The 19,380-nt window shown below is 59.8% G+C and carries 23 protein-coding genes; 15 read left to right on the forward strand and 8 right to left on the reverse strand.

What is annotated here, in order from left to right:
• Positions 1-2 precede the first annotated feature (2 nt).
• Together DQ405_RS07310 and DQ405_RS07315 are read left to right on the forward strand one after the other, a co-directional pair.
• The gene (locus DQ405_RS07310; RefSeq protein WP_168423635.1) at positions 3-527 is read left to right on the forward strand and encodes a gamma carbonic anhydrase family protein; all 525 of its coding nucleotides are present in this window, start codon (positions 3-5) and stop codon (positions 525-527) included.
• Positions 524-715, forward strand: a complete 192-nt coding sequence (locus DQ405_RS07315; RefSeq protein ID WP_168423573.1) for a DUF1289 domain-containing protein — start codon at positions 524-526, stop codon at positions 713-715. The genes DQ405_RS07310 and DQ405_RS07315 overlap by 4 nt, the downstream gene beginning before the upstream one ends.
• A gap of 21 nt (positions 716-736) precedes the next feature.
• Here the strand turns inward: DQ405_RS07315 and DQ405_RS07320 are convergent, their stop codons facing one another.
• Together DQ405_RS07320 and DQ405_RS07325 are read right to left on the reverse strand one after the other, a co-directional pair.
• A complete protein-coding gene (locus DQ405_RS07320) occupies positions 737-2,023 on the reverse strand; it encodes a CNNM domain-containing protein (RefSeq protein WP_168423574.1) in 1,287 nt (428 codons plus the stop codon).
• A 9-nt stretch (positions 2,024-2,032) separates the two neighbouring features.
• Positions 2,033-2,833, reverse strand: coding sequence for a cytochrome C assembly family protein (locus DQ405_RS07325; RefSeq protein WP_168423575.1), 801 nt, complete (start codon positions 2,831-2,833; stop codon positions 2,033-2,035).
• A 243-nt stretch (positions 2,834-3,076) separates the two neighbouring features.
• On the opposite strand from DQ405_RS07325, the gene ffh reads away from it, so the two are divergent.
• The 10 genes from ffh (at position 3,077) to thrC (ending at position 12,113) form a co-directional block, all read left to right on the forward strand.
• The gene (gene ffh, locus DQ405_RS07330) at positions 3,077-4,456 is read left to right on the forward strand and encodes a signal recognition particle protein (RefSeq protein WP_168423576.1); all 1,380 of its coding nucleotides are present in this window, start codon (positions 3,077-3,079) and stop codon (positions 4,454-4,456) included.
• 187 nt (positions 4,457-4,643) lie between these two features.
• Positions 4,644-4,895, forward strand: coding sequence for a 30S ribosomal protein S16 (gene rpsP / locus DQ405_RS07335; RefSeq protein WP_168423577.1), 252 nt, complete (start codon positions 4,644-4,646; stop codon positions 4,893-4,895).
• A 5-nt stretch (positions 4,896-4,900) separates the two neighbouring features.
• Positions 4,901-5,437, forward strand: coding sequence for a ribosome maturation factor RimM (gene rimM / locus DQ405_RS07340; protein WP_168423578.1), 537 nt, complete (start codon positions 4,901-4,903; stop codon positions 5,435-5,437).
• Between the two features lie 5 nt (positions 5,438-5,442).
• Positions 5,443-6,195, forward strand: coding sequence for a tRNA (guanosine(37)-N1)-methyltransferase TrmD (gene trmD, locus DQ405_RS07345; protein ID WP_168423579.1), 753 nt, complete (start codon positions 5,443-5,445; stop codon positions 6,193-6,195).
• A 42-nt stretch (positions 6,196-6,237) separates the two neighbouring features.
• Complete coding sequence (gene rplS / locus DQ405_RS07350; protein ID WP_168423580.1) at positions 6,238-6,588, forward strand: 50S ribosomal protein L19; 351 nt, start codon at positions 6,238-6,240, stop codon at positions 6,586-6,588.
• A gap of 260 nt (positions 6,589-6,848) precedes the next feature.
• Positions 6,849-7,745 carry a site-specific tyrosine recombinase XerD gene (gene xerD / locus DQ405_RS07355; RefSeq protein WP_168423581.1) on the forward strand — a complete coding sequence of 299 codons (897 nt, stop codon included), beginning with the start codon at positions 6,849-6,851 and terminating at the stop codon, positions 7,743-7,745.
• A 129-nt stretch (positions 7,746-7,874) separates the two neighbouring features.
• Entirely contained in the window at positions 7,875-8,600 is a 726-nt protein-coding gene (locus DQ405_RS07360; RefSeq protein ID WP_168423582.1) for a disulfide isomerase DsbC N-terminal domain-containing protein, read from the forward strand.
• Between the two features lie 108 nt (positions 8,601-8,708).
• Positions 8,709-9,206, forward strand: a complete 498-nt coding sequence (locus tag DQ405_RS07365) for a GFA family protein (protein WP_168423583.1) — start codon at positions 8,709-8,711, stop codon at positions 9,204-9,206.
• A gap of 113 nt (positions 9,207-9,319) precedes the next feature.
• The gene (locus DQ405_RS07370; protein ID WP_168423584.1) at positions 9,320-10,624 is read left to right on the forward strand and encodes a homoserine dehydrogenase; all 1,305 of its coding nucleotides are present in this window, start codon (positions 9,320-9,322) and stop codon (positions 10,622-10,624) included.
• A gap of 79 nt (positions 10,625-10,703) precedes the next feature.
• Entirely contained in the window at positions 10,704-12,113 is a 1,410-nt protein-coding gene (gene thrC / locus DQ405_RS07375) for a threonine synthase (protein WP_168423585.1), read from the forward strand.
• Positions 12,114-12,279: 166 nt separating this feature from the next.
• Here thrC and rnt read toward each other — a convergent pair whose 3' ends face one another.
• Both rnt and pyrC read right to left on the reverse strand, forming a co-directional pair.
• Complete coding sequence (gene rnt, locus DQ405_RS07380) at positions 12,280-12,954, reverse strand: ribonuclease T (protein WP_168423586.1); 675 nt, start codon at positions 12,952-12,954, stop codon at positions 12,280-12,282.
• Entirely contained in the window at positions 12,951-13,994 is a 1,044-nt protein-coding gene (pyrC, locus tag DQ405_RS07385; protein WP_168423587.1) for a dihydroorotase, read from the reverse strand. The genes rnt and pyrC overlap by 4 nt, the downstream gene beginning before the upstream one ends.
• A gap of 186 nt (positions 13,995-14,180) precedes the next feature.
• Here pyrC and DQ405_RS07390 point away from each other — a divergent pair, with 186 nt between their 5' ends.
• From DQ405_RS07390 to gloA, 3 genes are all read left to right on the forward strand, one after another.
• Positions 14,181-15,077, forward strand: coding sequence for an OmpA family protein (locus DQ405_RS07390; protein ID WP_168423588.1), 897 nt, complete (start codon positions 14,181-14,183; stop codon positions 15,075-15,077).
• 85 nt (positions 15,078-15,162) lie between these two features.
• Positions 15,163-16,380 (forward strand): argininosuccinate synthase, encoded by a 1,218-nt coding sequence (locus DQ405_RS07395; RefSeq protein WP_168423589.1) that lies wholly within the window; start codon positions 15,163-15,165, stop codon positions 16,378-16,380.
• 87 nt (positions 16,381-16,467) lie between these two features.
• Entirely contained in the window at positions 16,468-16,860 is a 393-nt protein-coding gene (gene gloA / locus DQ405_RS07400) for a lactoylglutathione lyase (protein WP_241729858.1), read from the forward strand.
• A 45-nt stretch (positions 16,861-16,905) separates the two neighbouring features.
• On the opposite strand, the gene DQ405_RS07405 is transcribed toward gloA, so the two are convergent.
• From DQ405_RS07405 to rsxG, 4 genes are all read right to left on the reverse strand, one after another.
• The gene (locus DQ405_RS07405) at positions 16,906-17,085 is read right to left on the reverse strand and encodes a PA3496 family putative envelope integrity protein (protein WP_025240742.1); all 180 of its coding nucleotides are present in this window, start codon (positions 17,083-17,085) and stop codon (positions 16,906-16,908) included.
• Positions 17,086-17,193: 108 nt separating this feature from the next.
• Positions 17,194-17,832 (reverse strand): endonuclease III, encoded by a 639-nt coding sequence (gene nth, locus DQ405_RS07410; RefSeq protein WP_168423591.1) that lies wholly within the window; start codon positions 17,830-17,832, stop codon positions 17,194-17,196.
• Between the two features lie 67 nt (positions 17,833-17,899).
• The gene (locus DQ405_RS07415) at positions 17,900-18,613 is read right to left on the reverse strand and encodes an electron transport complex subunit E (RefSeq protein ID WP_168423592.1); all 714 of its coding nucleotides are present in this window, start codon (positions 18,611-18,613) and stop codon (positions 17,900-17,902) included.
• Entirely contained in the window at positions 18,610-19,380 is a 771-nt protein-coding gene (gene rsxG / locus DQ405_RS07420; protein WP_168423593.1) for an electron transport complex subunit RsxG, read from the reverse strand. The genes DQ405_RS07415 and rsxG overlap by 4 nt, the downstream gene beginning before the upstream one ends.

Here is a 19,380-nt window from a genome sequence, read left to right on the forward strand (position 1 = left end):
CCGTGAAATATCGCCTGGGTGATTCCCGCGTTGAAACCCATCCGCAAAGCTGGGTAGCGCCAAATGCCACGTTGGTTGGCAAGATTCGCCTGGATGCAGGCGCTAATGTTTGGTTTGGTGCGGTACTGCGTGGCGATAACGAGCTGATCCACATCGGTGAGAACAGCAACGTGCAGGACGGCAGCGTCATGCACACCGATATGGGCCACCCGCTGACGCTGGGAACCGGGGTCACCGTTGGGCATAACGCTATGTTGCATGGCTGTACCGTAGGCGATTACAGCCTGGTTGGGATCAATGCAGTGATTCTCAATGGGGCGAAGATCGGCAAGTACTGCATCATCGGCGCCAACACGCTGATCGCCGAAGGCAAGGAAATTCCGGATGGGTCATTGGTGGTGGGGTCGCCAGGCAAGGTGATTCGCGAGCTGACCGAGCAACAGAGAAAGATGCTTGAAGCGAGTGCTGCCCATTATGTGCATAACGCCCAGCGATATGCGCGCGAGTTGGCGGAGCAGGACGATTGAACGCCGAGAATAAGCCGGTCGCCTCACCCTGCGTCAGTATCTGCGCGTTGGATGAGGAGGATCTCTGTACCGGCTGTCAGCGCAGCCTCGACGAGATCCGCCGCTGGAGCCGCATGGACAATCAGGAGCGGCGCCAGGTGCTGCTGCGGTGCCATGAGCGGGCGCGTGCAAGCGGGTTGCTGTTTTAACCACCACCGCAGTCGATACCGTTACAGGGCGTCGCTCGATGCGTCCTGGGTGTCTTCGATCACCCAGGCGCGGACGCTTTTGACGCGATTATCCGCGGCCTGCAGGATCTCGAGTCGGTACTGGTTGATCTGCAGGCAGATACCACTATCCGGAATATGCTCGAGCGCCTCGGTAATCAAGCCGTTGAGAGTTTTGGGGCCGTCGCAGGGGAGATGCCAGCCCAGGGCTCGGTTGACTTCGCGCAGATAGGCGGCGCCGTCGATTACCAGGGTTCCGTCGTCCTGCGGATGAATGTCCGGGCTGCGCAGGGCGTCCTGATTGCTGAACTCGCCGACGATCTCTTCGAGAATGTCTTCCAGCGTAACGATCCCCAGTACATCGCCGTATTCGTCGACGACGATACCGATACGCCGTTTCTGCTTTTGAAAATTGACCAGCTGCGTGGAGAGCGGGGTGTTCTCGGGAATGAAGTAGGGCTCGTTACAGGCCTCAAGCAAGCTTTCCCGGGTAAGCTGATCGTGGCTGAGTAGTCGCGCGATCTGCCGCATGTGCACGATGCCCTCGATCTGGTTGATGTCATTGCGATACACCGGAAGGCGGGTGTGAGGGGTCGTGCGCAGCTGGGTCACGATGGTTTCCAGATCGTCCTCGAGGTCGATGCCGGCAACCTCGTTGCGAGGGATCATGATGTCATCGACCGTGACCCTTTCCAGATCGAGGATGCCGAGCAGCATGCTTTGTCGATTCATCGGCATGTCGCTACCCGATTCGTGCACGACGCTACGCAGTTCTTCGGTGGACAGGCTGTCGTTGCCCTTGTTGGATAGATCGACGCCGAGCAGCTTGAGCAGGCCGTTGCTGATCCAATTGAGCAATGCCACCAGCGGATACAGCACTTTCTGCAGCAGCAGCAACGGAAGGCTGACAGGATAAGCGACCGCCTCGGGTCGCAGGGCGGCGAGTGTCTTGGGGGTTATCTCGCCGAAAATCAACAGCGTGATGGTCAGGCCAATGGTTGCGATCGCGATACCGGCCTCACCCCACAGCTTGATCGCCAGCACAGTAGCGATCGACGAGGCGAGGATATTGACGAAATTGTTGCCGACCAGGATGGTCCCGAGTAGCCGATCCGGCCGTTCAAGCAGAGTGCTCGCGCGTTTTGCTCCCCGGTGTCCTTCCTTGGCCTGGTGGCGCAGGCGGTAGCGGTTGAGGCTGAGCATTCCGGTTTCGGAGCTGGAGAAGAATGCCGAGCACAAAAGCAAAAAGACCAGCATGCCGACCAGAAAGCCGGGGTGTAGATGTTCCACGTAGTGGTCCTAGATGTGCAGGATGAATTCGCGGACCAGCTTGCTGCCAAAGTAGGCCAGCATCAGCAGGCAGAAGCCTGCGAGAGTCCAGCGAATGGCCTTGTAGCCGCGCCAGCCAAGCTGATGGCGGCCCAACAGCAGCAGGCCGAAGACTACCCAGGCGACGACCGACAGTAGTGTCTTGTGCACCAGATGCTGCGCGAAAAGGTTATCGAGAAACAGCCAGCCCGAAATCAGCGATGCCGATAGCAGCAGCCAGCCGGCGAGAAGGAAGCCGAACAGCAGGCTTTCCATGGTCTGCAGAGGCGGGAAGTTCTTGATCAGGCCGGACGGGTGTTTGTGCTTGAGGTGATGGTCCTGCAGAAGCAGCAGCAAGGATTGGAAGGCTGCGATCGTGAGCATCCCGTAAGCCAGTATGGAAAACAGAATATGGGCCAGGATTCCCGGTTGCTCGGTAATGGCCGGCGGGGTGCCGGACGGGGCGAACTGAGCGAACAGCACCGTAAGGCAGCCGAGCGGGAAAAGCAGCAGCAGAAGGTTTTCGACCGGCATGCGGTAAAGCGCGAGCAGAATCAGAAGGATTACGGCGGCAGCGATCAGGCTGGAGGCCGTGAAAAAATCCAGATGCAGACCGCTCGGCGACAGTAGCTGGATGAACAGGCTCATCCCGTGCGCCATGAGCGCCAGCGCGCCCAGGGCGAGCAGCAGACGTTTGTCAGGCACGGTGCGTTGCGCCAGGCGCAGGCCTTGATATCCGGTGACGCCAGCATAAAGACAGGCGGCGGCTAGGCTCGGTAGCAGAGGGTGCATAGGTCTGTTAGCAGGCTCGAAAGGCGCTGAGTGTGGCACAAACACCGGGCGCGCAAAAGTGCACAAACAGCGTGGTTTGTTGCCCGGCGGGGCTGGGCATGGTCGGTTTGCCGGATAGTCGCGCTGTCCTTTGTCGGGGCGGGTTGAGCGGTATTGATGAAAAGCACCGACTGCGGGGTACCGGCTCGGGGGTCGCAGCTTCTATAATCGGGGCCTTAACCACATCCAGCGTGGAAATGGCACATGTTTGAAAACCTAACCGACCGCCTCTCCCAGACGCTTCGCCATGTTACCGGCAAGGCCAAGCTGACCGAGGACAACATCAAGGACACCCTGCGCGAAGTGCGAATGGCACTGCTTGAGGCCGACGTTGCGCTGCCGGTGGTCAAGGAGTTTGTTGCCAGGGTCAAGGACAGGGCTGTCGGCACGGAGGTCTCCAAAAGCCTGACGCCAGGTCAGGCGTTCGTGAAGATCGTGCGCGCAGAACTCGAAGAGTTAATGGGCGCCGCCAACGAAGACCTCGACCTCAGCGTGGTGCCGCCGGCCGTGGTGCTGATGGCTGGCCTGCAGGGCGCGGGCAAGACCACGACGGTCGGCAAGCTGGCGCGATTCCTCAAAGAACGCAAGAAGAAGTCGGTGTTGGTCGTTTCCGCAGACGTCTACCGCCCGGCGGCGATTAAGCAGCTGGAAACCTTGGCTGCGGAAGTGGGCGTGACCTTCTTTCCGTCCGATACCAGCCAGAAGCCGGTAGAGATCGCCCAGGCGGCTATCCGCGAGGCCAAGCTCAAGTACATCGATGTAGTGCTGGTCGACACGGCCGGACGGCTAGCGATTGATGCCGAAATGATGGCGGAAATTCAGGCTGTTCATGCAGCGATCAAGCCGGCCGAGACACTGTTCGTGGTCGATGCCATGACCGGTCAGGATGCCGCCAACACCGCCAAGGCGTTCGGTGAGGCACTGCCGCTGACCGGCGTGGTGCTGACCAAGGTCGACGGCGATGCGCGTGGTGGTGCCGCGTTGTCGGTCCGTCATATCACCGGCAAGCCGATCAAATTCCTCGGCATGGGCGAGAAGAGCGATGCGCTCGAGCCGTTTCATCCGGACCGGATCGCCTCGCGCATCCTTGGCATGGGTGATGTGCTCAGTCTGATCGAGCAGGCCGAGCAGACCCTGGATCGGGAGAAGGCCGAGAAACTCACCAAAAAGCTGAAGAAGGGCAAGGGCTTCGATCTGGAAGATTTCCGTGATCAGCTTCAGCAGATGAAAAACATGGGCGGCCTCGGCGGGCTGATGGACAAGCTGCCGTCGATCGGCGGCGTGAATCTTTCGCAGATGGGCAATGCCCAAGGCGCGGCCGAGAAGCAGTTCAAGCAGATGGAAGCCATCATCAACTCGATGACGCCTGTCGAGCGCCGCAACCCAGATATCATCAGCGGCTCGCGCAAGCGTCGCATCGCCATGGGCTCCGGCACTCAAGTGCAGGACATTGGCCGCCTGATCAAGCAGCACAAGCAGATGCAGAAGATGATGAAGAAGGTCAGCGGCAAAGGCGGCATGGCCAAGATGATGCGCGGCATGGGCGGTATGTTCCCAGGCGGTGGTGGGATGCCAAAGTTCTAGCTTCCAAGGCTTTCGGCGCGGCCCGTTGTTGGTCGCCGCCGAAGCGGGATGGGCCTGCGGCAGAGGCCTGCGGCTGTTTTTGAAAAAGCCATTTGCAAAAGTCCGGATAATCCTTAGAATATGCGGCCTTTCGGGCCTTGGGCCCTGCATTCAGATTTGCTGTACCGACTACAGGAACGATGTTCACATGGTAACTATTCGTCTCGCCCGTGGCGGCTCCAAGAAGCGCCCTTTCTACCACCTGACCGTGACCAACAGCCGCAACCCGCGCGATGGTCGCTTCGTTGAGCGCATCGGTTTCTTCAATCCGGTTGCCTCGGGTGCAGAAGTGAAGCTCTCGGTAAACCAGGAGCGTGCCGCTTATTGGTTGGGCCAGGGCGCACAGCCGTCTGAGCGTGTTGCTCAGCTGCTGAAGGAAGCTTCCAAGGCTGCTGCCTGAAACACATGAACGCCACGTCAGCCCCGGCCGAAGACCTTATCGTCATCGGCAAGATCGTTTCGGTGCATGGCGTGCGTGGTGACGTAAAGATCTATTCCTTTACCGATCCGATCGAAAATCTGCTGGACTATCGACGCTGGACGCTCAGGCGAGGCGACGAAGTCAAGCAGGTCGAGCTGGACAAGGGGCGCCTCCAGGGCAAGATTCTGGTGGCTACGCTCAAGGGGCTGACTGATCGTGAAGTGGCGCGTACGTACGCCGACTTCGAGATATGCATCCCTCGTGATGAGCTGCCTGACTTGACCGGTGATGAGTATTATTGGTTCCAGCTTCAGGGTCTTAAGGTCATCAATCAGCTCGGGCAAGTGCTTGGGCGGGTGGATCATCTACTCGAGACCGGAGCCAACGATGTTCTGGTGGTCAAGCCGTTTGACGGCAGCCTGGACGATCGTGAACGTTTGCTGCCCTATACCGATCCCTGCGTTTTGAGGGTCGATCTGGATGCAGGCGAGATGCACGTTGAATGGGATGCGGACTTCTGAGCGATATGTCCGGTTTCCGTGTCGATGTGATCAGTCTGTTTCCAGACATGTTCGCTGCCATCCGTGACTATGGTATTACCAGTCGCGCGGTGAAGCAGGGGCTGCTCGAGCTACGGTGCTGGAATCCCCGGAGCTATACCGAAGATCGTCACCAGACGGTAGATGATCGACCTTTCGGTGGCGGCCCCGGCATGGTGATGAAGATCAAGCCGCTGGAGCTTGCCTTGGCTGATGCCAGGCAGGCCGCAGGCGGGAAGGCGAAGGTGATTTACCTGTCGCCTCAGGGGCGTCAGCTGAAACAGGCTGATGTCCGTGATCTGGCGAAGGAGGAGGGGCTTATCCTCATCGCCGGTCGCTACGAAGGTATTGATGAGCGCTTCATCGAAGCGCATGTCGATGAGGAATGGTCGATTGGCGACTACGTGTTGTCCGGTGGTGAATTGCCGGCCATGGTGCTGATTGATGCGGTGACCCGCTTGCTCCCTGGGGCGCTGGGTCATGCTCATTCCGCCGAGGAGGATTCGTTTACCGACGGCCTGCTCGACTGCCCGCACTACACGCGACCGGAAGTGTATGCGGATAAACGTGTTCCTGAGGTGCTGCTTAGCGGCAACCATGAACACATCCGGCGCTGGCGCTTGCAGCAGTCCCTCGGAAGGACCTGGGAACGCCGCGCTGATCTTCTGGATAGCCGCTCGCTTTCTGGGGAAGAACAAAAGCTGCTGAAGGAATACATCCATCAGCGGGACGATAGTTAACGTATCGATGGCGCGCATGATGGCCCGCCTTAGGAGCACAGCATGACCAACAAGATTATCCAGGCGCTCGAAGCTGAGCAGATGACTAAAGAACTGCCTCCGTTCGCCCCTGGTGACACTGTAGTTGTCCAGGTAAAGGTGAAAGAAGGCGAGCGTGAGCGTCTGCAGGCCTTCGAAGGCGTCGTGATCGGCAAGCGTAACCGCGGTCTGAACAGCGCATTCACCGTTCGCAAGATTTCCAATGGTGTTGGTGTTGAACGTACTTTCCAGTACTACAGCCCAATGGTTGACAGCCTCACCGTTAAGCGTCGTGGTGATGTCCGTAAAGCCAAGCTGTACTACCTTCGCGCGCTGTCCGGTAAGGCAGCCCGTATCAAGGAAAAGCTTTCCTGAGGAAAGCTTCCTTCAGAAAAAAGCAGCCTTCGGGCTGCTTTTTTTTTGCCGTTCATGTGCTTCCCGTGGCCTGGAAGTGCGGTTATTTGGTTTCGGCGATATCCGCTCAACTAGGCATACGGCGTCACGACTTCACCTGGCAGCGAATTCTTCCTAATCCTCTTGCCAATTGACTCCTTTAATCTAGATTGGGGTTAAGCCTGGCAGGGCGGATGCGGCCTATGGAACACTAACGCGCTTCACTTGCCGATTATTCTTTCATGCCCGCACTCGATGACCCCATGATCGACCGTTTCCTTGATGCCCTCTGGCTTGAAAAAGGGCTGTCGGACAATACCCGCGAGGCCTACCGCAGTGATCTGGCGCTGTTCAATGGCTGGCTCGACGAGCGCGGGGTCCGCCTGATCGACGCGGGCCGGGACGTGATCCTCGACCACCTCGCCTGGCGCCTGGCCAACGATTACAAGGCGCGTTCTACTGCGCGGCTTCTTTCCGGCCTTCGTGGTTTCTATCGATTCTTGCTGCGCGAGGGCGCCATCTCGGTTGACCCTACGCTGCGAGTCGATCTGCCGCAGCTCGGCCGGCCGCTGCCCAAGGCATTGTCCGAGGCAGACGTGGAGGCTCTGCTGGCCGCTCCCGACATCGGCGATCCGCTGGGAATGCGCGATCGGGCAATGTTGGAGGTTCTCTATGCGACCGGTCTACGCGTGACCGAATTGGTCAGCCTGAGCCTGGAGCAGCTCAATCTTCGCCAGGGCGTGTTGCGTACATTTGGCAAGGGCAGCAAGGAGCGTCTGGTGCCCCTGGGGGGGGAAGCGCTGCACTGGCTGACGCGCTATCTGCGCGAGGCGAGGGAGACGCTCCTTAATGGCAAGGCCAGCGATGTGGTGTTTCCCAGTCGGCGCGCAGATCTGATGACGCGACAGACATTCTGGCATCGCATCAAGCTGCACGCCCGGCAGGCAGGGGTAGCGGCTTCGATTTCCCCGCACACGCTGCGTCATGCGTTCGCCACGCACCTGCTCAACCATGGCGCAGATCTTCGAACCGTGCAGATGCTCCTTGGTCATAGCGACCTATCCACCACGCAGATCTACACCCATATCGCTCGCGCGCGGCTGCAGGAGCTCCACGCTCAGCATCATCCGCGCGGCTGACCAGCGGTCGCTCCGAGGTGCGCGGCAATCCACAAAGCCGACGACCGAAGCCCCGGTGACACAAGCTGGATGGTGGCCGCTATGTTAATCTGCGGCCCTTTCCCCCGATCGAAGTCGCCCGGAGACTCCATGCGCGTGATTCGTTTATTTGCTGCCGTGACCCTCGGTCTTGCCAGCACCTTTGCCCTGGCTGCAGACCCTGACAAGGCGATCCGTGAATCGCTGCAATCCATACAGCCGGGCATGCCGATCGAATCGATTGCCGAAAGTCCCATGGAAGGTGTGTACCAGGTCCAGCTCAAGGGAGGGCGGCAGTTGTACGCAAGCGCTGATGGGCAATTCGTGATCCAGGGCTACATGTTCCAGTTCAAGGAAGGTCAGGCCACCAACCTGACCGAGCAGGCCCAAAGCCGCTCGGTAGCCAAGGCGATAGAGTCGGTTCCCGTTAGCGAGATGGTGGTCTTCGCACCGCAAAAGCCCAAAACCCATATCACGGTATTCACTGATACCGATTGCGGCTATTGTCAGAAACTTCACAGCGAAGTGCCCGAGCTGAATCGCCTGGGCGTCGAGGTTCGTTATATGGCCTTCCCTCGGCAGGGGATGGGTAGTCACGGCGCCAATACGCTGACCAGCGTCTGGTGTGCCAAGGATCGACATGCTGCGATGAACAAGGCCAAGGCGCGCGAAGAGGTCCCCACCGCAAACTGCGAAAACCCGATTGCCGAGCAATACAAACTGGGTCAGCTGATCGGTGTTCAGGGTACGCCGGCGATCATTCTGGCTGATGGCCAGATCATTCCTGGTTATCAGCCAGCACCGCAGCTCGCCGAGTTGGCTCTTAAAGCCAAGTAACCAGATGGGCCTGCACCTTCGGTCATAAGCCGCTGTCCCGTTTTGTCGGCGGCTGAACTGTTCTGCCCCGCGCGTTCAAAGCCTAAGGCTTACCGTGGAGGTGCGAATATGAAGCTCGAAGGTTCCTGTCACTGCAAGGCGGTTCGTTTTTCGCTCGAATCAGCCGAGCCATTCCCATTCATGCGCTGCTATTGTTCGATCTGCCGCAAGACGGCCGGAGCGGGCGGCTATGCGATCAACCTGGGTGGCGATCATCGGACGTTGCAAGTTGAGGGTCGTGAAAACCTGAGCCTCTATCAGGCCAGGATGGTCGATGCGGAAACCGGAGAAACCCGTCTCAGCGATGGCCAGCGTCATTTCTGCAAGTTGTGCGGCAGCGCGCTCTGGTTATGGGATCCGAACTGGCCAGACCTTGTCCACCCGCACGCATCGGCTATCGATACCGACTTGCCAAGTCCTCCCGAGTCCACCCATCTCATGCTGTCTTCGAAGGCGTCATGGGTCGAGCCACAGGTGGGGCCTGACGATCGCTGTTTCGATGAGTACCCGGATGAGTCGCTCGCCCAATGGCATCGGCGTCTGGGGTTGCAAAGTAAACCAGACTAGCGAAGAGGCTGAGGGGTTGCCGCCGATTTGACTAAATCCCGTGCGCTTCGTAATGTGCGACTCTTTTGTTCGGCCGCTATGCGGGGCCGTTCGCTGGCAATGGGGAGTGCAACTTGAAACCGGTGAAAGTTGGCATCTGTGGGCTGGGAACCGTCGGTAGCGGTACCTTCAATGTGCTCGAGCGCAACGCTGCGGAAATCGCCCGCCGTGCCGGGCGAGGAATCGAAGTCGCGCAGATCGCGGCCCGTCATGCGAACCCCAAGTGCAACACCGGCGACACTCCAATTACCGGCGATATTTTCGAGGTCGCAAACAACCCTGAAATCGACATCGTCGTCGAGCTGATTGGCGGTTATACCCTGGCCCGTGAGTTGGTCCTCCAAGCCATCGAAAACGGTAAGCACGTCGTCACGGCGAATAAGGCACTGATCGCTGTCCACGGCAATGAGATCTTCGCTAAGGCCCGCGAGAAGGGCGTCATCGTCGCGTTCGAAGCGTCGGTCGCTGGTGGCATCCCCGTCATCAAAGCGATCCGCGAGGGCCTGGCGGGCAACCAGATCAACTGGCTGGCTGGCATCATCAACGGCACCGGTAATTTCATTCTCACCGAGATGCGCGAGAAGGGGCGTACCTTCGAGGACGTGCTCAAGGAGGCGCAGGAGCTGGGTTACGCCGAGGCCGATCCGACTTTTGACGTCGAAGGTATCGACGCCGCGCACAAGCTGACGATCCTGGCCTCTATCGCTTTCGGGGTGCCGCTGCAGTTCGACAAGGCCTATACCGAAGGCATTTCCCGACTGACCACCGCTGACGTCAATTACGCCGAAGCGCTGGGCTATCGCATCAAGCATCTGGGTGTTGCGCGCAGCACGGAATCGGGCATCGAGCTGCGTGTCCACCCGACCCTGATTCCGGCCGATCGTCTGATCGCCAATGTCAACGGCGTGATGAATGCGGTCATGGTCAACGGCGATGCGGTCGGGTCGACCTTGTACTACGGCGCCGGTGCGGGCATGGAGCCGACCGCTTCGGCCGTGGTGGCGGACTTGGTCGATGTGGCGCGTGCACTGACCACCGACCCGAATAACCGCGTCCCGCATCTGGCGTTTCAGCCCGACTCGCTTTCGGCTCATCCGATCCTGCCAATCGGCGCCTGCGAAAGCGCCTATTACCTGCGCATTCAGGCCAAGGATCATCCGGGCGTGCTGGCCCAGGTCGCGACCATCCTGTCCGAACGCGGCATCAACATCGAATCGATCATGCAGAAGGAAGCCGAGGTCCATGACGGCTTGGTGCCGGTCATCCTCGTCACTCATCGGGTAGTCGAGCAGCGAATCGACGATGCGATCACAGCGCTCGAGGCGCTTTCCGACGTGGTCGGCAGCGTGGTGCGGATCCGGGTGGAACAACTGAATTAACTGGAATCTGGAGCTTGAAGCAGGAGCGGATCGCCTCCTTCTGGCTCAGGACTTCAGGCACATACCGAAGGTTTGAAAAATGCGCTATATCAGCACCCGTGGCCAGGCTCCGGCCTTGAACTTCGAAGATGTTTTGCTTGCCGGGCTGGCCACCGACGGCGGTCTCTACGTGCCGGAAAACCTGCCTCGTTTCACCGTCGAGGAAATTGCATCCTGGTCTGGTCTGCCGTATCACGAGCTGGCATTCAAGGTGATGCGACCATTCGTGACAGGCAGCATTCCGGATGCCGACTTCAAGCAGATTTTGGAAGAAACCTACGGCGTATTCGCCCATAGCGCGGTTGCCCCGTTGCGTCAGCTGGACGGTAACGAGTGGATCCTTGAACTGTTCCATGGTCCGACGCTGGCCTTCAAGGACTTTGCACTGCAGCTCCTCGGTCGCCTGCTCGATTATGTGCTGGCCAAGCGTGGTGAGCGCGTGGTTATCATCGGTGCTACCTCCGGCGATACCGGCTCGGCGGCGATCGAAGGGTGCCGTCGTTGCGACAACGTCGACATCTTCATCTTGCATCCGCACAACCGCGTATCGGAAGTGCAGCGCCGGCAGATGACCACCATCTTCGGCGACAACATCCACAACATCGCCATCGAAGGCAACTTCGATGACTGCCAGGAAATGGTCAAGGACAGCTTTGCTGATCAGGGCTTCCTCAAGGGCACACGTCTGGTAGCGGTGAACTCGATCAACTGGGCGCGGATCATGGCCCAGATTGTCTACTACTTCCATGCTGCACTGCAGCTGGGTGGCCCGGCACGTTCCGTCGCGTTCTCGGTGCCGACCGGTAATTTCGGCGACATTTTCGCCGGCTATCTGGCGCGCAATATGGGGCTGCCGATCAGCCAGCTGGTGGTGGCGACCAACCGCAACGATATCCTGCACCGCTTCATGAGCGGCAACCGTTACGACAAGGACGCGCTGCATCCGTCACTGTCGCCTTCGATGGATATCATGGTGTCGTCGAACTTCGAGCGTCTGCTGTTCGACTTACATGGTCGTAACGGCTCCGCCGTGGCTGAGCTGATGAATACCTTCAAGTCCAGCGGCAAGCTGTCGGTGGAAGAGGAGCGCTGGACCGAGGCACGCAAGCTGTTCGACTCGCTGGCGGTAGATGACGAGCAGACCTGCAAAACCATCGCAGAGGTCTTCACTGCCACCGGCGAGCTGCTCGATCCGCATACTGCGATTGGCGTCTATGCCGCGCGTGAATGCCGGCGCAGTCTGTCGACACCCATGGTGACATTGGCTACCGCCCATCCGGTGAAATTCCCCGATGCGGTTGAGAAGGCCGGCGTCGGTAAGGCGCTGGAGCTGCCGGCTCATCTCACCGACCTGTTCGAGCGGCCGGAACGTTGCACGGTGCTGGCCAACGACCTCAAGGCCATGCAGGCTTTTGTCGGTGAGCACGGCAATCGCGGCAAGCCGTTGTAAACGATCCCGCAAGTAAAAAGGCCAGTCGCATGCGACTGGCCTTTTCGTTTGTGGCGGTAGGTAGGGTGGGCTCCGGCCAACCAGAACGGGCAATGGCAACCGTGTCGACCGCAGCTCTTGGTGAGCTGAAGCCCACCCTGCGCTTTACCTGATCGGGAATGGAGCGTTACTCGTCGAACTCTTCCCAGCCGCCCATTTCTCTCCAGCGATTGACGATGCCGCAGAACAGCTCGGCGGTCTTCTCGGTATCGTAGCGGGCCGAATGTGCTTCGCGTCCATCGAAGTCGATGCCAGCCGCCTGACAGGCCTTGGCCAGTACCGTCTGGCCATAGGCGAGGCCGGCGAGGGTGGCGGTGTCGAAGCTGGAGAACGGGTGGAACGGGTTGCGCTTGATGTCGCAGCGGGCAATGGCCGCGTTGAGAAAGCCCAAATCGAAGCTGCTGTTGTGGCCAACCAGGATTGCGCGCTTGCAGCCGGCCGACTTCACTGCCTTGCGCACACTGCGGATGATTTCGTTCAGCGCCTGAGATTCGGGGACCGCCATACGTAGCGGATGGTCCAGCTTGATGCCGGTGAATTCCAGCGCCGCTGCCTCTATGTTGGCGCCTGCAAAGGGTTCCACGCGGAAGAACAGCGTTTCCTGCGGATAGAGCAGGCCCTGCTCGTCCATGCCGATGGTGACGGCGGCGATTTCCAGCAAGGCGTCAGTGGCGCAGTTGAAGCCTCCGCACTCGACGTCCACCACGACCGGCAGGAAACCACGAAAGCGCCTTGCCATGGGCGAGCGCGGCTTGCCAGGGGCGTTGCCTTCAAGTTCGTCGTCGAACTGTTCGTCGCTCATGCGCTTGTCTCCAGCCGCCACTGCAGAGTTTCGCCGGCGCGCAGCGGCACCACGTTGTGCTCGCCGAACGGCAGGTTGGCCGGCACGCTCCAGGATTCACGGACCAGGGTAATCTGATCGGTGTTGCGCGGCAGGTCATAGAAGTCCGCACCGAAATGGCTGGCGAAGGCCTCCAGCTTGTCCAGCGCCTGGCGTTGCTCGAACGCCTCGGCATACAGCTCGATCGCCGCAAAGGCGGTGTAGCACCCGGCACAGCCGCAGGCGTTTTCCTTGGCGTGCTGAGCATGCGGTGCCGAGTCGGTGCCGAGGAAGAACTTCGGGTTGCCGCTGGTCGCCGCGTCGAGCAGGGCTTCCTGATGGATGTTGCGCTTGAGAATCGGCAGGCAGAAGAAATGCGGGCGGATGCCGCCAACCAGCATGTGGTTGCGGTTGTAGAGCAGGTGGTGGGCGGTGATTGTCGCGCCGACATCGGCACTGGCCGCCTCGACGAACTGCACAGCGTCGCGGGTGGTGATGTGTTCGAACACCACCTTGAGGGTGGGAAAGCGCTCGGTCACCCGGCTCAGCTGTTCGTCGATGAAATATTTTTCACGATCAAAGATATCTATTTCGGAGCGCGTGACCTCGCCATGCACCAGCAGCGGCAGGCCGACTTCGGCCATGGTTTCCAGCACCGGGAAGATATTGTCGATGCGGGTTACACCAGACGCCGAATTGGTGGTCGCGCCAGCGGGATAAAGCTTGGCCGCATATACGTAGCCGCTGGCTTTGGCTGCGCGAATGTCGTCGGGCTGCGTGCCATCGGTGAGGTAGAGCACCATCAGCGGCTCGAACTCGTTTTTCGCCGGGCGTGCGGCGAGAATTCGCTGGCGGTACGCCTGCGCCTCGGCTGCGTTGCGAACCGGCGGAACCAGGTTCGGCATGATGATTGCGCGCGCGAACTGGCGTGCGGCGTCCGCCACGGTATGTGGCAGCGCCGCGCCATCGCGCAGGTGAATGTGCCAATCGTCGGGGCGCAGTAGTGTCAGTCGGTCGGACATGCAGATTTCCAGGCGGGTAAAACGTGCAGGAATGCTACCGGAAACGCGTGAAAAAATCGCCGCAGGCGGGACGTACCGCTGAAACGAGTGTCGGCAAAAGAGGCATCGGTAGATACCACACCAGGTTCAAGTTTTGGCCGGCTGCACCGATATCCCGGTTGACTGTTGTTCACCGTGGAGCCTTACGTGCGCTTGCGTCTTCTAATTCTCAGCTGCCTGCTGGTCTCCCCAGCCAATGCACTCACGTTCCAGACACGCCTGGAACGAGCGCAGTGGCAGGTGGAAGGGGACCAGTTCGAGTGCCGGCTGACACAGCCGGTGGCGGGGTTCGGCGTGGGGGAATTCGTGCGCCGGGCAGGTGAACAGCCAACCTTCCGTTTGCAGTCACCTGATCGTTGGCTAGGTAACGGGTCGGCGACCCTGCTCGCAGCGGCTGCACCCTGGCAGCCGGAACGCAGCGATATCAACCTAGGTTTTGTGTCAGTGGCTGGCGGCGAGGACATACCGTTCAACAGCTCGCAGCTGCAGGCGGGCCGGCTCCTCAGCGGCTTGCTCGAAGGTCGAAGCCCGGTGGTGCGTCACCGCACGCGGCACGGGGGCGAGGCGTTGGAGGTGCGGTTGCTGCCCGCTCGTTTCGGCAAGGCCTATGAAGATTTCCGTGCCTGTACGACGAAGCTGCTGCCGGTGAATTTCGATCAGATTCGCCAATCGCAGGTCGGGTTTCCCGCGGGTGACGTCGCGCTCGATGCCTTGGCCCAAGCCAAACTCGACATCATCCTGCAGTTTCTCAAGGCTGACCCGAGCGTCAATCGGATACAGCTCGACGGCCATTCCGACAACAGCGGCAACCGCTTGACCAACCGCGATCTATCCCGTCGCCGGGCGTTGGCGGTCGAAGAGTACCTGATCGCCAATGGCGTGCCGAAGGAGCACATCACGTTGCGCTTTCATGGTGAACGCTACCCGCTGGTACCCAACAATGGTGAGGCCAATCGAGCCAAAAACCGTCGGGTTGCCCTGCGTCTTGAGCGCGGTACTGCGACTATCACGGCTGCAGCGGAGGGCAGCGCCCCGCCTTCCTGACGCCAAGCGCGCTCACGCCCCTGTAAAACAGGCGTCGCGACCAGTAGAATCCTCGTTTTCCTTACAATCCCGGGAGTGGATGGCAATGGCCGACGTAAAGAAGGTAGTCCTGGCGTATTCCGGTGGCCTGGACACCTCGGTGATCCTCAAGTGGCTGCAAGACACCTATAACTGCGAAGTGGTGACCTTCACCGCCGACCTTGGGCAGGGTGAGGAAGTCGAACCAGCGCGCGCCAAGGCCAAGGCCATGGGTGTCGAGGAGATCTATATCGACGACCTGCGCGAAGAGTTCGTTCGCGATTTCGTCTTCCCGATGTTCCGCGCCAACACCGTTTACGAAGGCGAGTACCTGCTGGGTACCTCCATTGCCCGTCCGCTCATCGCCAAGCGACTGATCGAGATCGCTAACGAGACGGGTGCCGACGCCATCTCCCATGGCGCTACCGGCAAAGGCAACGACCAGGTACGTTTCGAGCTGGGAGCCTACGCACTCAAGCCAGGCGTCAAAGTGATTGCCCCGTGGCGCGAATGGGATCTGCTCTCTCGCGAAAAGCTGATGGACTACGCTGCCAAGCACGAAATTCCGATCGAGCGTCACGGCAAGAAGAAGTCGCCGTACTCCATGGACGCCAACCTGCTGCACATCTCCTACGAAGGCGGCGTACTGGAAGACACCTGGACCGAGCATGAAGAAGATATGTGGCGCTGGACCAAGTCGCCGGAAGCCGCACCGGACACCCCGACCTACATCGAGCTGACCTACCGCAAGGGCGACATCGTTGCCATCGACGGCAAGGACATGACTCCCGCCGAAGTGTTGACCTACCTGAACAAGGTCGGCGGCGAGAACGGCATTGGTCGTCTGGATATCGTCGAGAACCGCTACGTCGGCATGAAGTCGCGCGGCTGCTACGAGACGCCCGGCGGTACCATCATGCTCAAGGGCCACCGCGCCATCGAGTCGATCACCCTTGACCGGGAAGTGGCTCACCTGAAAGACGAGCTGATGCCCAAGTACGCCAGCTTGATCTACAACGGCTACTGGTGGAGCCCGGAGCGCAGCATGCTGCAGCAGATGATCGACGCCTCGCAGATCAATGTGAACGGTGTGGTGCGTCTGAAACTCTATAAGGGCAACGTCATCGTGACCGGTCGCAAGTCCGACGATTCATTGTTCGATGCCAACATCGCTACATTCGAAGACGATGCCGGCGCCTACGATCAGGCCGACGCGGGTGGCTTCATCAAGCTCAACGCACTGCGCATGCGCATTGCCGCGAACAAGGGTCGGACTCAGTTCTAACGGACCGGGGCCTCGTCTCTGACATAACCCCGGCCACGAGCCGGGGTTATGCTTTCTGTCTTGCCGAAAAATGAGGAGAGCCAAACCATGAGACTGCTGCATACCATGCTGCGAGTCGGCGATATGGACCGATCCATCGCCTTCTACACCGAAGTGCTGGGCATGACCCTGCTGCGCCGCAAGGACTACCCGGAAGGCAAGTTCACCCTGGCGTTCGTCGGCTACGGTGACGAGGCGCACAACAGCGTGCTGGAGCTGACCCACAACTGGGGCGTCGACAAGTACGATCTGGGCGACGGCTACGGCCATATCGCGCTGGAAGTCGAGGACGTCTACAAGGCCTGTGAAGACATTCGTGGTCGCGGAGGCAAGGTCACTCGCGAGCCGGGGCCAATGAAGCATGGCGCCAGCATCCTCGCGTTCATCGAGGATCCGGACGGTTACAAAGTGGAACTGCTGTCGCCCTCACGTCGGGACTGAAACCCCGACCGCACAAAAAAGCCCCGATATCTGGGGCTTTTTCATTCAGAGGTCGAAGTCGAACTCGTTGAGCTGTTTCTGCAACCGGCGTTCTTCGAGCAGGTTGTCGATGATTCGGCGCTTGGTCAGGTTGGTCTTGGCCACTTCGACTGGAGCCTCTGCAGTATCGTCTTCGTCGTCTGCGACGAAGTCATCTTCAATCTGGATCTCTTCTTTTTCGGACACTGTCTTTCTCCACGGCTAAGGCGCGCTGTTGGCGCACCTTATAGCGACAAAAGAGGAGGTCGTAAAAAAGATTTTTTCAATCAGGTGATAGGTTTTTCCCGAAGGCGATCAATCGTCCGAGGTCTTGTGCTTGTACTCGCAGAGATCCTCGATCCGGCAACTGCCACATTGCGGCTTGCGCGCCTTGCAGACGTAGCGTCCATGCAGGATCAGCCAGTGATGGGCGTCTAGCAGATATTCCTTCGGGACAAACTTGATCAGCCGGCGCTCGACCTCCAGGACGTTCTTGCCGGGCGCGATATTGGTGCGGTTGGCGACGCGGAAAATGTGAGTGTCAACCGCCATGGTGAACTGGCGAAAGGCGGTGTTGAGCACCACGTTGGCGGTCTTGCGGCCAACCCCTGGCAGCGCTTCGAGATCTTCACGGTTATCAGGCACCACGCTGCCGTGTTTCTCCATGAGAATGCGGCAGGTCTCAAGCACGTTCTTCGCCTTGCTCGGATATAGGCCGATGGTCTTGATGTAGCTGCACAGGCCGTCGTATCCGAGGGCGAAGATGGCTTCGGGCGTGTTGGCGACAGGGTAGAGCTTGGCCGTGGCCTTGTTGACACCGACGTCCGTGGCCTGAGCCGATAGGATCACCGCAATCAGCAGTTCGAAAGGCGTGCTGTAGGCCAGCTCGGTTTTCGGCTCAGGATTGTCTTCGTGAAAGCGGCGGAAGATTTCCCGGCGTTTCTCAGTGTTCATACGAGCAGTCCCGAACTTCGAGTTACGAGCCTCGAGCTTGTCGATTTGAGAAATAACGATCGCAACTTCACTCGATGACCCCGGTGACGCGGACACGACGGCTCTGCACCGGCTCGATGGGCTGCCTGGTCTTGGCGCGTTCGGCCAGTTGCTGGTCGATGCGGTTCTTCAGCGCGATCAACAGGCCGAGCACGATGAACGCACCGGGCGGCAGGATCGCCAGCAGGAACCCCTTGTAATCGCTGAACAATGTGATCTGCCAATCGGTAGCGATCGGGCCGAACAGCAGATGCATGTTGGCGAACAGCGCACCCGTTCCGAACAGTTCGCGCAAGCCGCCCAATATCACCAGCACCAGCGCGAAACCCAAGCCCATGACCAGGCCATCAAAGGCGGCGATCAACGGGTTGTGTTTGGCCGCAAAGCCATCGGCGCGGCCAAGAATCACACAGTTGGTGGTGATCAGCGGGATGAAGATCCCGAGTATCTGATACAGCTCATAAGTGTAGGCCTGCATCAGCAGTTCGATGCAGGTGGTCAGGGCGGCGATGATCATCACGAACGCTGGCAGGCGCACGGCCGTATTGACCACGCCGCGCACCAGGGACACGCCAATGTTCGAACAGATCAACACGAGCGCCGTGGCAAGTGCCAGCCCTAGGGCGTTGACGGTCGAGTTGCTCACCCCGAGTAGCGGGCAGAGCCCTAACAACTGGACCAGCGCTGGATTGTTCTTCCAAAAGCCGTTGACGCTCAGTTCGCGATAGCTGGGGTTGCTCATGGTGTCTGGCCTTTCTGCTCGGGCTGCGGTTCGTCGACCTGCAGCTCGTCACGGGTGGCGGCAGCGCCGGCCCGTGAATGGGTGGTCACTTCGGCGGGTTCTGTCATGCTCTCCAGAGCTTGCTCCGGTGCTATCGGGCTGCCGCTGGCATTGAGCAGTTCGGCCTTGTGCGCATCGAAATACTGCAGCACCCGATGCACCGCGCCGACCACGGCGCGTGGCGTGATGGTCGCGCCGGCAAACTGGTCGAACTCACCGCGATCCTTCTTCACGGCCCAGCCGGATTCTTCAGGATCGGTCAGCGAGCGGTTCTCGAAGCTGCGTATCCACTGGCTCTTGGCCAATTCGATTTTATCGCCTAGGCCAGGCGTCTCTCGATGACTGACCACCCGGACGCCGGCGACCCGCCCATCCGCCCGCACGCCGACGAGCAGCTGTATCGCTCCACTGTACCCGTCTGGCGCGATGGCCTGGAGGATGACCGCGCTGGGCTGACCGTCCTTCTTGGCGATATACGCCGCGAGTGGCTGGCGGGTTCCGAGCAGCGGGTCGTGTACGTCGATGCTGTTATCGAGCAACTGGTTGTCGTAGCTGTCACGGGGCAGAATTTCGTTCAGCGCGCGCAGTTGCGCGGCGCGCTCGGATGCCTGGATGCGCTCGGCGGTGAATTGCTGCAGCAGGGTCACGGCCCCGACAGTCACTACAGCAAACAGGCCCAGCACCAGGCTGTTCTTGAACATCGAGCGGCTGAGTTCAGGAAGGATCAT

The sequence above is a fragment of the Pseudomonas sp. SST3 genome (genome assembly GCF_003325755.1).

What these genes read in the sequence shown, in the direction of transcription:
- DQ405_RS07325 (WP_168423575.1), bottom strand. Translation starts at nt 2,833, where the DNA reads ATGCACCCTCTGCTACCGAGCCTAGCCGCCGCCTGTCTTTATGCTGGC.
- ffh (WP_168423576.1), top strand. Translation starts at nt 3,077, where the DNA reads ATGTTTGAAAACCTAACCGACCGCCTCTCCCAGACGCTTCGCCATGTT.
- rpsP (WP_168423577.1), top strand. Translation starts at nt 4,644, where the DNA reads ATGGTAACTATTCGTCTCGCCCGTGGCGGCTCCAAGAAGCGCCCTTTC.
- rimM (WP_168423578.1), top strand. Translation starts at nt 4,901, where the DNA reads ATGAACGCCACGTCAGCCCCGGCCGAAGACCTTATCGTCATCGGCAAG.
- trmD (WP_168423579.1), top strand. Translation starts at nt 5,443, where the DNA reads ATGTCCGGTTTCCGTGTCGATGTGATCAGTCTGTTTCCAGACATGTTC.
- rplS (WP_168423580.1), top strand. Translation starts at nt 6,238, where the DNA reads ATGACCAACAAGATTATCCAGGCGCTCGAAGCTGAGCAGATGACTAAA.
- xerD (WP_168423581.1), top strand. Translation starts at nt 6,849, where the DNA reads ATGCCCGCACTCGATGACCCCATGATCGACCGTTTCCTTGATGCCCTC.
- DQ405_RS07360 (WP_168423582.1), top strand. Translation starts at nt 7,875, where the DNA reads ATGCGCGTGATTCGTTTATTTGCTGCCGTGACCCTCGGTCTTGCCAGC.
- DQ405_RS07365 (WP_168423583.1), top strand. Translation starts at nt 8,709, where the DNA reads ATGAAGCTCGAAGGTTCCTGTCACTGCAAGGCGGTTCGTTTTTCGCTC.
- thrC (WP_168423585.1), top strand. Translation starts at nt 10,704, where the DNA reads ATGCGCTATATCAGCACCCGTGGCCAGGCTCCGGCCTTGAACTTCGAA.
- rnt (WP_168423586.1), bottom strand. Translation starts at nt 12,954, where the DNA reads ATGAGCGACGAACAGTTCGACGACGAACTTGAAGGCAACGCCCCTGGC.
- pyrC (WP_168423587.1), bottom strand. Translation starts at nt 13,994, where the DNA reads ATGTCCGACCGACTGACACTACTGCGCCCCGACGATTGGCACATTCAC.
- DQ405_RS07395 (WP_168423589.1), top strand. Translation starts at nt 15,163, where the DNA reads ATGGCCGACGTAAAGAAGGTAGTCCTGGCGTATTCCGGTGGCCTGGAC.
- gloA (WP_241729858.1), top strand. Translation starts at nt 16,468, where the DNA reads ATGAGACTGCTGCATACCATGCTGCGAGTCGGCGATATGGACCGATCC.
- nth (WP_168423591.1), bottom strand. Translation starts at nt 17,832, where the DNA reads ATGAACACTGAGAAACGCCGGGAAATCTTCCGCCGCTTTCACGAAGAC.
- DQ405_RS07415 (WP_168423592.1), bottom strand. Translation starts at nt 18,613, where the DNA reads ATGAGCAACCCCAGCTATCGCGAACTGAGCGTCAACGGCTTTTGGAAG.
- rsxG (WP_168423593.1), bottom strand. Translation starts at nt 19,380, where the DNA reads ATGATCCTTCCTGAACTCAGCCGCTCGATGTTCAAGAACAGCCTGGTG.